The sequence below is a fragment of the Puribacter membranae genome (genome assembly GCF_055380425.1).
In genome coordinates, this window is the sequence record NZ_AP040167.1 from 1,425,400 (window position 1) to 1,439,622 (window position 14,223).

At 52.5% G+C, this 14,223-nt stretch carries 13 protein-coding genes and 1 riboswitch; of the genes, 6 read left to right on the forward strand and 7 right to left on the reverse strand.

The window, feature by feature from the left end; all coding sequences use genetic code 11:
• Window positions 1–236: 236 nt before the first annotated feature.
• From ACZ41M_RS06895 to ACZ41M_RS06920, 6 genes are all read right to left on the reverse strand, one after another.
• On the reverse strand, window positions 237–842 hold the full coding sequence (locus ACZ41M_RS06895) for a PIN domain-containing protein (RefSeq protein ID WP_464731869.1): 606 nt from the start codon (window positions 840–842) through the stop codon (window positions 237–239).
• A gap of 222 nt (window positions 843–1,064) precedes the next feature.
• Window positions 1,065–2,558 carry a magnesium transporter gene (mgtE, locus tag ACZ41M_RS06900; protein ID WP_464731868.1) on the reverse strand — a complete coding sequence of 498 codons (1,494 nt, stop codon included), beginning with the start codon at window positions 2,556–2,558 and terminating at the stop codon, window positions 1,065–1,067.
• A gap of 10 nt (window positions 2,559–2,568) precedes the next feature.
• The gene (locus ACZ41M_RS06905) at window positions 2,569–3,525 is read right to left on the reverse strand and encodes a DMT family transporter (protein ID WP_464731867.1); all 957 of its coding nucleotides are present in this window, start codon (window positions 3,523–3,525) and stop codon (window positions 2,569–2,571) included.
• A 3-nt stretch (window positions 3,526–3,528) separates the two neighbouring features.
• The gene (gene mtgA / locus ACZ41M_RS06910) at window positions 3,529–4,233 is read right to left on the reverse strand and encodes a monofunctional biosynthetic peptidoglycan transglycosylase (protein ID WP_464731866.1); all 705 of its coding nucleotides are present in this window, start codon (window positions 4,231–4,233) and stop codon (window positions 3,529–3,531) included.
• Window positions 4,233–5,084, reverse strand: coding sequence for a shikimate dehydrogenase (aroE, locus tag ACZ41M_RS06915; RefSeq protein ID WP_464731865.1), 852 nt, complete (start codon window positions 5,082–5,084; stop codon window positions 4,233–4,235). Before aroE ends, mtgA begins: the two co-directional genes overlap by 1 nt.
• 177 nt (window positions 5,085–5,261) lie before the next feature.
• A complete protein-coding gene (locus tag ACZ41M_RS06920; protein ID WP_464731864.1) occupies window positions 5,262–6,647 on the reverse strand; it encodes an anaerobic C4-dicarboxylate transporter in 1,386 nt (461 codons plus the stop codon).
• 219 nt (window positions 6,648–6,866) lie between these two features.
• Here ACZ41M_RS06920 and ACZ41M_RS06925 point away from each other — a divergent pair, with 219 nt between their 5' ends.
• The 6 genes from ACZ41M_RS06925 (at window position 6,867) to miaA (ending at window position 12,796) form a co-directional block, all read left to right on the forward strand.
• Window positions 6,867–7,271, forward strand: coding sequence for a hypothetical protein (locus tag ACZ41M_RS06925; protein ID WP_464731863.1), 405 nt, complete (start codon window positions 6,867–6,869; stop codon window positions 7,269–7,271).
• A gap of 161 nt (window positions 7,272–7,432) precedes the next feature.
• Window positions 7,433–7,540: riboswitch (S-adenosyl-L-homocysteine riboswitch) on the forward strand.
• Window positions 7,541–7,706: 166 nt separating this feature from the next.
• Window positions 7,707–9,107: an adenosylhomocysteinase gene (gene ahcY / locus ACZ41M_RS06930; protein ID WP_464731862.1), complete on the forward strand. Its 1,401-nt coding sequence runs from the start codon at window positions 7,707–7,709 to the stop codon at window positions 9,105–9,107.
• Between the two features lie 146 nt (window positions 9,108–9,253).
• A complete protein-coding gene (locus tag ACZ41M_RS06935) occupies window positions 9,254–9,613 on the forward strand; it encodes a phage holin family protein (RefSeq protein ID WP_464731861.1) in 360 nt (119 codons plus the stop codon).
• A gap of 6 nt (window positions 9,614–9,619) precedes the next feature.
• On the forward strand, window positions 9,620–10,465 hold the full coding sequence (locus tag ACZ41M_RS06940) for a TlyA family RNA methyltransferase (RefSeq protein WP_464731860.1): 846 nt from the start codon (window positions 9,620–9,622) through the stop codon (window positions 10,463–10,465).
• Window positions 10,462–11,289, forward strand: coding sequence for a methylenetetrahydrofolate reductase [NAD(P)H] (gene metF, locus ACZ41M_RS06945; RefSeq protein ID WP_464731859.1), 828 nt, complete (start codon window positions 10,462–10,464; stop codon window positions 11,287–11,289). The genes ACZ41M_RS06940 and metF overlap by 4 nt, the downstream gene beginning before the upstream one ends.
• Window positions 11,290–11,809: 520 nt before the next feature.
• Window positions 11,810–12,796: a tRNA (adenosine(37)-N6)-dimethylallyltransferase MiaA gene (gene miaA / locus ACZ41M_RS06950; RefSeq protein ID WP_464731858.1), complete on the forward strand. Its 987-nt coding sequence runs from the start codon at window positions 11,810–11,812 to the stop codon at window positions 12,794–12,796.
• 170 nt (window positions 12,797–12,966) lie between these two features.
• Here miaA and ACZ41M_RS06955 read toward each other — a convergent pair whose 3' ends face one another.
• Window positions 12,967–14,145 (reverse strand): branched-chain amino acid ABC transporter substrate-binding protein, encoded by a 1,179-nt coding sequence (locus ACZ41M_RS06955; RefSeq protein WP_464731857.1) that lies wholly within the window; start codon window positions 14,143–14,145, stop codon window positions 12,967–12,969.
• Window positions 14,146–14,223: the final 78 nt, after the last annotated feature.

A 14,223-nucleotide genomic window follows, 5' to 3' on the forward strand; every position in this document is an offset into this window, starting at 1 on the left:
GGCTGGCGATGACGTACCGAACCCCAGCGAAATATTATTGAAAAATCCATCATAGGTCGGATACTTGTATCCGACATCAATCTCCACAGAAACCTCTGGTAATATTTATATGCCTCCCGTTAACCTAACGCCCAAGGTAAGCGGCGCCGCAAGGAGCGCAGCGACTGAAGGGCACCAACAAGGGCCAGGACAATGGCGAAGCCATGGCCCTTATTGGCGTCCGCTTGACCGCCCAGTTAGGCGACAGTTTCGGGCAAAGCATATGACACCTTGTTTTCGCTGATTGTGATGGCGCCGGATGATTGCAGCTCAGCCAAGAGCAGTGTCAACTCTTCGCCTGGGAGTTGCTTCTGGAATAGCGAGAGGATGGTGCTCGATAGCGTTTTAACCGTGCGTGGCCTGGACGCGCCGCGCTGTTTCAGGTTGGCAATGACGACCGCAGTTTTTTCCTGAAGGGTCTTGGAGTTTGCCGCTTTGAGCAACGGAATTTCGCTGATGTCTTTAGATCTGGTTGCACCGATCTTCTGTGACTTCAGATGCTGAATAAGTGGGTCAAATCCCGTGTCTTTGGAGATGATGTGAAAGTAGGCCGTTGGGTCTTGTTGCGCCAATCTTCCGATGTAGTACGCAATGTGAAAGTCCAGCGCATTGCTCCCGTTGGCTGCAATCTTGATGTAGGCCGCCCGCTCGCCCAGTCGTTGAGCAACTGATGCCAACTCAAAGGGGATCTTGGTTTGGCTTGCGCCAACGAAGATCAGAACCTTGAAGAATTCAGCATCAAGGCCAGCAAGTGACGCCGGCTGAACGTTCTCAAGGTCGATCAGCACATAGTTGATTCGCATGGCTCTACCCTTGTTTTACTGTTGCCTAACTATACTTATGCGTCACTATGTGTCAAATAACATTCTTCAAATTGACACATAACACGCCACTAAAAAATACAACTATTTGATTTTTAATTGAAAGACAAAAAAATCAGCCTATATTCGGTCATCGTACTGGACAAAGACCATCATTCTTAAATTGATCCGATACACCGAGATAATAACGCTCTCAACAAATAGTTACAATAAAAACACCGTCGCCAACCCGAGGAAAATCAGAAAGCCCATGGTATCGGTGGCGAAGGTCAGCAGCACGCTGGAGCCGACCGCTGGGTCTTTGCCGTATTTTTCGCGCATGATCGGCACAAACATGCCCACGCTTACGCCGACCAGCATATTGCACACCATCGAGGCCATCATCACGGCGGCGAGCGGCAGGCTGCCGGAGATCATGTAGGCAAAAATCGCGGCAATCACGCCACCGGCCAAGCCGGCGAGCACGGTCACGGAGAGTTCTTTTTTAATCAAATCGCGTACATTCGAGCTGGTCACTTGCCCGAGCGCGAGTGCGCGGATCACCAGCGTCATGGTCTGGTTGCCCGAGTTACCGCCAATCCCCGCAACGATGGACATGAGAAACGCGAGTACGACGATGTGCGCGACGGTATTTTCAAAGCGTGAGGCGACATACGAGGCAAAACCGGCGGTACACAGATTGACCAGCAGCCACGGCGCGCGGTTGCGCACGGCGTTGAGCACGCTGGAGAAAATATCCTGCTCTTCTTTCAAACCGACTTGCGCCAAATAGTCTGCCTCGCCCTGTTCACGAATCGCATCGACCACTTCGTCAATGGTCAAACGGCCGACCAAGCGCCCTTGGCCATCGACCACCGGCGCACTGACCAAGTCATAGCGCTCAAATGCTTGCGCCGCGTCGTCCATATCGTCCAGCGGATTGAGCTGGAACACTTCTTTGCGCATCACGTCGCCGACCAGTATATCCGGCTGATTGACCAGCAGGCGGTTCAAACTCAGACGCCCGAGAAATTGATTGTCGTCATCGACCACAAAAATCTGGTCGGTCTGCTCGGGCAGGCCATCCATTTGTCGCAACTGCGCCAACACCATTTCCAGTGTCACATCAGGGCGCGTGGTGAGCATGTCGTAGTCCATCGCCGAGCCGACCACGTCGTCGGGGTAGCTCATGGCGGCGCGCAACTGCGCACGCTCTTCGAGCGGCAGGCTCTCGGCGACTTCTTCCACGACCTCGCGCGGCAAGTCATCGGCCAGATCGGCAATCTCGTCGGTATCGAGGTTTTTCGTCGCCGCCACCATCTCTTGGCGGCTCATGTCGGCGATCAGCGTTTCACGCACCGAGTCGGAGACTTCGAGCAAAATCTCACCGTCACGCGCCGGATCGACCAAACCCCATACATGCAAACGATCGTCCAGCGGCAAGGCTTCGAGTACGTAGGCGATATCCGCCGGATGCAGACCATCGAGCACCCAGCGCATTTCCGTATCCGCGTGTGCGTTGACCGTCATCAGCTCATTCATATCCGTGGCCACGCCACGCACGTGCGCCTCGCGCCAATTGAGCAAGGTGTGCACCATTTCCAGCGCCTGAGCAGCCTGCTCGGTCTCGAAGTGTTGTTCGGATTCGCCCTTTGATTTGCCGTCCTGAGGCAGGTCATCGGTTGGCGTCGGATTGAATATTTTGTCTGAATCTGCCATTTTTATATGCTCAATGCGAATGAACTTGCTCGGTTGCTTGCTCTGTTGATTTGGAAAACGCCATTAAAACAATGCCCGATAAGGCGCAGGCAAACGCCACTGTGTGATAAATCGTCCAGACCTCGTGAAACCAGGTCACACCGATCAAAGCCGCCGTCAGCGGCAAAGCCACGGTCATCACGCCCGCGCGATTGGCCGGAATCCATTTTAAACCATTAAACCACAGCCACGGCGCAATTTGACTGGCCGCCACAGCATAAAACACCATCAATGCCCATCCGCCCCACGAAATCGCCGCCCAGTTCACTTGACCGAGCTGCGTGAGCGCCAGCGGCGTGGTCAAAACCAGCCCGAAGGTATTCATCGCCACCGCTACCTGTTTGGGCGAATAGCCACGACTCAAATATTTCGCGCCCACCACGTAAAACGCCTCGCACAGCAGCGCACCGACCATCATTGTGTTGCCCAAAATCGTTTGCCCTGCATCCGCTTTATTCAAACTCAAACTCATCACGCCCAACACCGCCAAGGCAATGGTCAACACACTTGATCGGGTCAAATGCTCGCGCAGCACCCACGCGGAAATCAGCGCGATCACTGCGGGGAGCAAACTCATGATGATGCCCGCCGCCGTCGCCGAGGTGTGCGCCACGCCGTACAGCATGCATAACGTGAACAAAAAATTGCCGAAAAACGACATGCCGAACAGCACCCAGCGATCGTGTTTCGGTACGCTCGCCACTTTACCGCGCCACGTCAGCAGCCACGGCGCCATAAACACCGCTGCGATCAAAAACCGCACCCACGCCAGCGCAAACGGTGGAAACACCGTGAGCAGCTCTTTGGACAGCGCGACATACGCGCCGACCAGCATCATCGAGATCGCGAGCGCGGCATACGCCGTCGGCTTGCCCCAATGATGTGGATTCAAGCTGGAAAAGAATGATAGCGGCGGATCATGACGCACCAATTAAATCCCCTCGTCATCTGGAATTTGCGCGCCACCCATGCGCCGCAAAATCACGTTTGCGCGACGACCGAGGTTGCGGTGCTTGCGATTGGCATCGTAAAATTTCGGCGCGGGTAGCATCACCGCGAGTTTCGCTGCCTGCTGCGCGCTCAATTGATTCGCATCGCGTTTGAAATAATGCTGTGCCGCCGCCTGCGCGCCAAACACACCCTCGCCCCACTCGACTGAGTTCAGGTAAATTTCGAGGATTTTATCCTTGGGCAGCATCAGCTCCATCACATAGGTCATGCCGATTTCCTCGGCCTTGCGCAGATAACTGCGGTTGGACGAGAGAAACAGGTTTTTGGTCAACTGCATGGAGATGGTCGAACCGCCCGAGATGATTTTACCGCGCCGTTCGTTGCGTTTTTTTGCGGTGTCGATGGCGTTCCAATCCACGCCGTCGTGCTCGACAAAGCCCGCATCCTCAGAGGCCACGACGGCTTTTTTCAGATTGTCCGAAATCTCGCCGTAGCTGCGCCAATCGCGCTCCAGTAAAAACTGCCCTTTGGCCGGAATCAGGCGCATTTGTTCAGCCTTCATAAACGCCGTGAACGGATGCACACCCAAGCTGTACAAAGCCAGCCATGCGACGCACCAGATTTGAAACACCACAAAAATGGCGAACAGCGAATAGATATAGGGCTTGAGCCAATAACGCCACATTATGCGTCCCCTTGTTCGATTCGTCTAAACAGCGGCGCCGTGTCCGGTGCAACGCCATGCCAAATATAAAAGCTTCTCGCCGCCTGCTCAACCAACATACCCCAGCCGTCCGCAGTTTGCGCGCCATGCGCACGCGCCCACGCGAGAAATGCGGTTGGTTTGCCATACATCATGTCGTACGCCAAAGCATTCGCCGCAAACGCCACGCCCGACGGCGGCGTAAATGCGTCAGACAAGCCGCTCGCGGTCGCATTGATAATCACATCGTATTCACTGGCGACCTCATCCGCCCACGCCGCCACGCGCAGCTCACACGCACCAACCACCTCATGAAAATCTGCGTTTTGCTCAATCTCGGCCAACCAAGCCTGCGCCTTGTCCAAACTGCGGTTTTTCACCACGACGTGGGCCGGCTGCTCATTTAAAATCGGGCGCAGTACACCGCGCGCCGCGCCGCCCGCACCGAGCAGCAACACGTTTTTCCCATGTAAACGCACGCCCAGATTATGCGTGATGTCACGCACCAAGCCCACGCCGTCGGTATTGTCGGCTTTGATTGTGCCATCGGCAAAACTCAAGGTATTGCTCGCGCCCGCCCACCGCACATCCGCCGAGCGTTCGTGCGCATAAGCAAACGCATCCAACTTAAACGGCACGGTGACGTTGCAACCACGCAAACCCTGCGCGCGCAAAGCATCAAGCGTATTCGCAAAGCCATCAACCGGCGCCAATACGCGCTCGTAGCGCAGCACGATACCCAACTGCGCGGCAAACTGCGCGTGGATTTCAGGCGATTTGCTGTGCGCGATCGGATTGCCGATGACGGCGAAATATTGAGCAACTTCGTTCATAATGCTATTTGAAAGTAAATATCATAACTAAATCATTAACCGCCGCATTGTACACCGTGAAGCGGGTGAAATTGCAGATTCACGGCGCGAGAAGCCCTATTTTTCCCCGTCGCCAAAAGAAAACCGCCCAAGTTGACTTGGGCGGCTGTGCATCACATGATTAAACCGAGACCTGCATCAGATAAATCCGCGCATGCTGGCAAAAATATAGCCAAAAATACACGCGGTGGTCACACCGATCAAGCCCGGCAAAATAAAGCTGTGGTTGATCACAAATTTACCGATGTGCGTTGTGCCGCTGCGGTCAAATTGAATCGCAGCCAAATCGCTCGGATAGGTTGGCAAAATGTAGTAGCCGTAACACGCAGGTGCAAACGCCACGATCACACCCGGCGGCACGCCAATGCCCAATGCCAGCGGCACGAAGGCGGCAATTGCAGCGGCTTGCGAGTTCACAAATTTAGAAATCAAAAGCAACATCAGCGCATAGGTCCATGGATGCTGCTGCACCACGCCACCGAGCATATCTTTAATCATCGGCGTGTGCACTTCAAACATCGAGTCGGCCATCCACGAAATCCCAAACACCGCCACCAGCGCGATCATACCGCTGCGGAAAATTTCATTTTTACCGATTTTGCTCGCATCCACTTTGGTGAAAATGACCATCAACGCACCCGCCAACAGCATGAAAATCTGAATGGTATTCACCATATTCAGACGGGTCAATTTATCCTTGATCATCCATGCCGGACGCAAGTTTTCAAAAGCACCGAGCAATGCAACCACGGCAATCGCACCCAAGAAAATCCACATCGCTTTCCAGCTTTCCATCGGCAGCTTTTTGCCCAGCAAAGTCGTGGAGTCGCCGTACACATATTCACGGTTTTCTGGTTTGGAAATGTACGCTTGGAATACCGGATCTTTATCCAAATCTTTACCACGGAACCAACTAAAAATCCCAATAGCCAAAACCCCCAGCATAGACGCCGGAATGGTGATTGACAGCAAATCCAAATAACCGTTAAAGCCATTGAGCTTCGTGCTCGCGCCCATCAAAAATGCGGTCAAGGACACCACCGCCACCGATACCGGACTGGCGATAATACCGATTTGGGATGAAATCGAGGATGCCGCCATCGGACGCTCAGGACGAATATTATTTTTAATCGCGATATCATAAATAATCGGTAACATCGTGTACACCACGTGCCCCGTACCGCACAGCATCGTCAGGAAAAACGTGGTAAATGGCGCGAGGATACTGATGTATTTCGGATTTTTACGCAAAACTTTTTCCGCCAACTGCAACATCACATCCAAACCACCGCTGGCTTGTAACGTCGCACTGGCCGCAACCACGGCCAAGATGGTGAGCATCACATCAACCGCAGGCTTACCCGGCTGGATTTTGAACAAAAACACCAGCATAAACAAACCGATACCACCGAGCAAACCCAGCGCAATCCCGCCTTTTTTCGCACCGTAGAACAAACACAGCAAGACAACGGCTAATTGGATGGCAAATTGCGTGCCCTCACTTAAGTTGGTTAGAAAGTCCATTGTTTTTCTCCTCTTTTCCTCTACTAAAGCGTCTTACACGATCACTGCAATGCTATTTGGATTATACGCTTGAGTGATAACGATTTAATGAAAATATGTACCGAACTTATAATACCTTCTGGTAAAAAATTCTGAATAATTCGCACGATTTAGATAATCTTTTTATGTACAATCGCATGCAAGCCATTCACGCCCCATCTGCTCAAAAAGAGTCGCGCCATGAGTCCACAACCATACCCAAGACCGCACCCAAAACCACACCAGCCATCACAAAAAATTTGGGATCAGATTTTAGAAAATCAGCCCGCACTCGCTTGCTGGAAGCCTTGGTTGAACAAACACGGCCTGGATGGCTCACTGATTGATCATACCGATAGCCTTAGCTTTGTCGATCATCAACTGCGCAAAGCCATCGTGATTGAATACAAACCTCAGGACACACACCCCATTGCCGCTTGGGTTAGTATCTTTGGCGATTTACCGAGTGAAACAATCGACCAATTAGTCCTCATTTTCAGCGATATTCAAAAAGCCCAAAGCATATTTCCTGCACTCGTTCAATCGTGGTTAGATCCGACCATGACCGCCGAGCAAATGAAGCAAACCATTTCCAATACCTTATAAAATATTTTCACTTTATCAAAGTCAAAGGGGCAAATTTCTCGCCCCCTTTTATTCACTCCTTCATTCACCCTTTCATTCACCCTTTCATTCATTGCAGCCGATCAAAAAACGGCTGTTTTTTCTGATTTATCAATGAGCTACTTATGCTATAATTTGCGCCTCGCATCGAGGAGCGTTGCAACAGTCACTCTACTCACCGACTATCAGGCTCGATGCACAGCCCTTCAGAATTTCAGAATGAATGGCTACCTCAACGACGCTCACTTTTCCCTTTTATAGTGTGTTTAAAATTTAAAAGCGGTTTTAAGTGAGCGAGTTTTCCGATCACATAGATCACTCCGATCCTCCGATCACTCCTCACTGCCCGACACTTATTTTGGATTTCAATCGCGCATGCATGCGTTTTTGAATCAGTAAATTTTATTGGAGCAGATTATGTATATCACCGAAAACGCCCACATCGCCGACATCGCCTTGGCTGACTGGGGTCGCAAAGAACTCAACATCGCCGAAACCGAAATGCCGGGCTTGATGGCATTGCGCAAAGAATACGGCACGAGCCAGCCGCTCAAAGGCGCACGCATCGCCGGTTCATTGCACATGACCATTCAGACCGCCGTGCTGATTGAAACCTTGCAAGCCCTCGGCGCAGAAGTGCGCTGGGTGTCGTGCAATATTTTCTCGACCCAAGACCACGCCGCTGCCGCTATCGTAGCCGCTGGCACGCCGGTATTCGCGTACAAAGGCGAATCATTGGAGGACTACTGGGCGTTCACCCACAAAATCTTCGACTGGGGCAATGGTTCGTATGCCAACATGATTCTCGATGACGGTGGTGATGCAACCATGCTGCTGATCCTCGGCGCGAAAGCGGAAAAAGATCTGAGCGTGCTCGACAACCCAGGCTCACACGAAGAGACCATCCTGTTCGCCGCCATCCGCGAGCAACTCAAAACCGATCCGAAATGGTATTCCACTCGCTTGACCTCAATCCAAGGCGTGACCGAAGAAACCACCACCGGCGTAAAACGTCTGTATCAACTGGCCAAAGACGGCGATTTGCCGTTCCCAGCGATCAACGTCAATGACTCCGTCACCAAATCCAAATTTGACAACTTATATGGCTGTCGCGAATCACTGGTCGACGGTATCAAGCGCGCGACCGACGTGATGATCGCCGGTAAAGTCGCCGTGGTCTGCGGCTACGGCGACGTGGGCAAAGGCTCAGCGCAATCTTTGCGCGGTCTCGGTGCGACCGTTCTCGTCACCGAGATCGACCCGATTTGCGCGCTGCAAGCCGCTATGGAAGGCTACCGCGTGGTGACCCTCGAAGACGTGGTTGAAACCGCCGACATTTTCGTCACCACCACGGGTAACAAAGACATCATCACCGCCGCGCACATGGCGAAAATGCGTGACCAAGCGATCGTGTGTAACATCGGTCACTTTGACAATGAAATCGACGTCGCCGGTATCAAAAATCTGCAATGGGACAACATCAAACCACAGGTCGACCACATTGTGTTTCCTGATGGCAAACGCATCATTTTGTTGGCCGAAGGTCGCCTGATTAACCTCGGCTGCGCCACCGGTCACCCGTCGTTCGTGATGAGCAACTCGTTCACCAATCAGACTTTGGCGCAGATGGAGTTATTCGCGCATGGTGACAAATACAACAATGAAGTCTATGTTTTGCCAAAACATCTGGATGAGAAAGTCGCGCGCTTGCACTTGGAGCGCATCGGTGCGAAACTAACCGTGCTGACGCCAGAGCAGGCGGACTACATTGGCGTTAAGGTTGAAGGACCGTATAAACCGGACCACTACCGTTACTAAAAATATTCGAAAAAAGTAGAACCCTACTTTTTTCGGTTGGCTTGAATGCTCCATTGAGTCAGGGCAACCCAGACTCAATGGACGATAAGTGCGATACAGACGATATGTTTTAGCAGAAACCTTGCATCTAACACAGGAGAAAACTCATGGCTCGTTGGTTGATTCACTGGGCAATTGCCACGGTTGCATTGTTGACTTTACCTTATTTGTTCAATGGCGTGCACATTGACCAAGGCATGACCGCCTTGATCGCCGCACTCGTTTTGGGTTTGATCAACACGTTCATCAAACCCGTGGTGAGTTTTCTCACTCTGCCTTTGCAAATTCTCACACTCGGTATCGTCACACTACTCATCAACGCAGGACTTTTGTACTTGGTCAGCAATATTGTCAAAGGCTTTACCATTGACACATTTGGCACAGCGTTTTGGGCGGCGATTGTCTACAGCTTGATCACATGGGCATCCAGCTCATTGCTCCTGCCCAATCAAGCACCGAAGCCATAAATTTCTATGCCACGTTTGGATCAGGTTCTCGTCACGCAAGGTTTGGCCGATTCGCGCGCGCATGCGCAGCGCCTGATCGGTGATGCACGCGTGCGCTGGCACAACGGTCGCGAGTGGCAAACGCTGAAAAAAGCGGCGTACGAATTGGACGACACCGCTTTGCTCGAACTCATCCCGTCGGACACGGACAAATACGCCTCGCGCGCGGGTATGAAGCTCGCCGGTGCGCTGGCGCACACGCAACTGTCCGTCACGGGTTTGAACGCTTTGGATTTGGGTACGAGTACCGGCGGCTTTGCCGACTGCTTATTGCAGCACGGCGCGGCGCACGTCGTTGGCATTGATGTGGGGCACGACCAGCTACACACGCGTTTGCAGACAGAGTCACGCCTGACCCTATTTGAAAACCTCAATGCACGGCATTTAGACGCCGAGACCCTAGCGGAGCGCTGGGACGATTGGGCGAGTGACACGGGTGTGCGTGATCTCACGCCGATCACACATCATTTTGATCTGGCGGTGGCGGACTTATCCTTCATTTCGCTGACCAAAATCCTACCGATTTTTGCACCAAACGAATCCAGCTTGCTCAAACCCAATGGCCACATCCTGATGCTGGTCAAACCGCAGTTCGAATTAGACGCCGAGGCGCTGTCCAAAGCAGGCATAGTCAAAGATCCCGCGCGTTACAGTGAAGTACAGAGCAACATCATCCAAGCCTGCCTCGCGCAACATTTGACCGTATTGGACTATTTTGAAAGCCCGATCACCGGCACCGACGGCAACCGCGAATTTTTCGTATTCGCACAGTTCCAACCCGACTCAATCATTGACATCAAAGAGACATCATGAGCCTTTCTATTCCCGTATCTTTTGAATTCTTTCCACCGAAAACACCGGAAGGCGAAGAAAAACTCCTGCACACCGTGACCGAACTTGCGCCGCACGCGCCCGAATTTTTCTCCGTCACCTACGGCGCAGGCGGCTCCACGCAAGAAGGCACCTTCAACGCCGTGGCCAACATCCGTGCGCAAGGCCACCAAGCCGCACCGCATCTGTCCTGCGTCGGCGCGACACGAAGCAAAGTCACCGAGATTTTGGACGGGCTCAAAGCGCAAGGTGTCAACCGCATCGTTGCGCTGCGCGGCGACCTGCCATCGGGCATGGGCGGCATGGGCGAATTGAACCACGCCTCCGATCTGGTCAAACTCATTCGTGAACACAGTGGCGAGCATTTTCAAATCGTCGTGGCCGCCTATCCCGAATACCATCCGCAAGCGCGCACCCCGCAGGACGACCTCAAACACTTCGTGAACAAAATGCACGCGGGTGCGAACATGGCCGTCACCCAATATTTCTACAATGCCGATGCCTACGCCCGTTTTGTTGACGACGTGCGCAAAGCCGGTGTCAATGCACCGATCGTACCGGGCATCATGCCGATCACCAATTACAGCCGTCTGGCGCGCTTTTCCGAAACCTGCGGCGCAGAAATTCCACGTTGGATTTTGCTCAAACTCGCCAGCTACGGCGACGACAAAGCCAGCATCCAAGCCTTCGGCGAAGAAGTCGTGGCGCAACTGTGTGAGCGCCTGATCCAAATCGGCGCACCGAGCCTGCATTTTTATACGCTCAACCAGTCCGCGCCGACGTTGGCGGTGTTGAAGAAATTATGATGGTTTGGGGTGGTGCGGTATTGTCCCTTTTTGTGCCCACCCTCACTCTGATTCAAAACACATGTGTACGATGACACACAAAATGCCAATTGAACTGACACCGTACCATACGCAAGCGTCGTTATAATGATTTTTCCGAACATACCAGACGATCAACAAGAAGCCATTTTGCGTACATTTGCACGCAAGAAGCGTATCGTCTTTTTATGTTCCTATCTGCCTTTTATCCTATTCATCTCCCTTATCATTATTACGAATGTTTTTAACATTACGCTGCCATTTGGGATACTGCATTTTTTACTATTTAGCGTTATTGTCGGCAGTTTTTTCTCTTGGAATTACCTTCGCTGCCCCCATTGCAACAACAAGCAAGACCACCAAACATGGGCTGAAAAACCAACTTGGTGGGCTCGTGGTGAAGGAGTCAATATGATGACCCGACAGTGTGTATATTGTGGAGTTTATCTGCATCCCAAAGCATGGGAACATGAATTGTGGTCACGCGAATGGCGTAAAAGGCATGACTCAAGATAAACCCACCGCCCTCTTCATCCTCGGCCCGACCGCCTCCGGTAAAACCGCGCTGGCATTGGCTTTGGCGCAACAGCGGCCAATCGAGATCATCAGCGTGGATTCGGCGCTGGTGTATCGGGGTATGGACATTGGCACGGCGAAACCCTCGCGCGCGGAGCAAGCTATTTGCCCGCACCATCTGATCGACATCATCGAGCCGACCGAGGCGTACAGCGCAGCGCAGTTTGCGGCGGATGCGCAGCGTTTGATTCACGAGATTCATGCGCGCGGGCGATTGCCGGTATTGGTTGGCGGAACGATGCTGTATGTCAAAGCGCTGCTGGAGCCATTGACCGAATTGCCCGAATCAGACGCACAGATTCGCGCGCAGATTGATGCGCAGGCAGCAGATTTGGGCTGGCCTGCCATGCACGCACAATTGGCGCAAATTGACCCCATCACTGCGGCGCGAATCGAGCCGAATGATGCGCAGCGTATCAACCGCGCCTTGGAAATTTTCCACATTTCAGGCAAACCGATGGCAGAGTGGTTGGCGGAGGATACCACCACGCATGAGTTGTCATTCAAACCAATTTTGACTGCGCTGATTCCTGAGCCACGCGCGATTTTGCACGAGCGTATCAATCAACGCTTTGTCACCATGCTGAACGAAGGATTTTTAGACGAGATGCGAACCTTGCGCGCGCGTGGCGATCTGCATTTGGGCTTGCCGTCCATGCGCTGCGTCGGCTACCGTCAGGCGTGGGAACACTTAGATGGCGCGTATGGGTATGATGAGCTGATCGAAAAAGGCCAAGCGGCGACGCGCCAATTGGCGAAACGGCAAATGACGTGGATACGCGGGATGTCGCAGATTCAGGTATTTGATTCCGCCAAACTAACTGCTGCGAATACAGATCCATTGTTGAAATGTATCCATGAGTTAATTGATTCATTTCAAGATCGCTCAACACCAATTCACTCAGCAACGTAGGTCGGATACTTGTATCCGACACATGGGTTATAACGCCATATTTTCTTGAAATTTAGGTGGAATATCGGCGATTGTTGTCGGATACAAGTATCCGACCTACCTATCCTCAAGCTATCAAAAAACACCCCGACTTTCATCGGGGTGTTTGTTCAAGCAGACTCAGCAATTGATTATTTCACCGATTCGACCAAAGTGAATTTACCGCCTTTGGCTTCCAAAATCGCCACTTCTGCGTCTTTACGCTCGCCATCCGGCAGGAAAGCCACCGTACCGCTCAAGCCATTCACGCTGACCGTTGGCAAGGCTGCGGCAATTTTCACTGCGTCCGGCGCACCGGCTTTTTTGATCGCTTCAGCCAATACCATGACCGCATCATAGGTCAATGGCGCGTAGGCTTGCACCGTTTGGCCTTTGAATTTTTGCTCGTATTGTTTGGTGAAGTCCGCGCCGCCTTTCATCGCATCAATCGGAACAACGGTAGATGAGCAGAGTGTGCCTTCGCCCGCTGCGCCCGCCAGTTTCAGATAGTTGGGCGTACACGCCGCATCTGGCATGAATACGAAGCTGGTCAAACCGAGTTCGCGTGCTTGTTTGGCCAATACCGCACCGGTGTCGTCGTAGCCGCCCCACATGATGCCTTCAGCGCCGGATGCTTTGATTTTGGTCAGCAGTGATTTGAAGTCAACCGTTTTGTCGGTGGCCGACTCGCGCATCACAACGTCCATACCCAATTCTTTGGCTTTTTTCTCAACTTCGTCGGACAAGCCTTTGCCATATGCGGTCGCGTCATCCAAAATGGCGAATTTTTTCACGCCCTTTTTCTGTGCGTAGACGGCCAATGCAGGGCCTTGCATGCCATCATGCGCGTCCATACGGAACACGGAGGTCAAATTGTCGGCCATTTTCGGCGCTTTTTTGGTCACGTCGGGGTTGGTGCTGACGGTCAATGAGGCAATGTTGGCACGCGCATAGATCGGATTGGCCACCATGGTCACGCCGGAGTTGTAGTGACCCACCACGGCGACGATGCTTTTGTCATCAGCGGTTTTTTGTGCCACGGTCGATCCGGTTTTTGGATCGGCGGCGTCGTCCTCAGATACGATTTCAATTTTGTATTTTTTACCACCGACTTCCAAGCCGCCTTTGGCATTGATTTCTTCTGCCGCCAAGACCGCGCCATTGGCAAAGTCCAAACCGGCACTGGCTTGGCCACCGGACAATGGGCTACCCGTCGCGATGCGAATCACGTCGCCTTTAGCGCCGGCATCACCTGATTTGCCACCGCACGCACTTAAACCACCGGCAACTGCCACGGCAACCAAGGCCGCCAACCATTGTTTTTTCATCATGATGTACTCCTGAATATCGATTATTGAATTTCAATTATTTTTATCGGACCAAATCTCTAATTATTGGTTCGCCGCTGC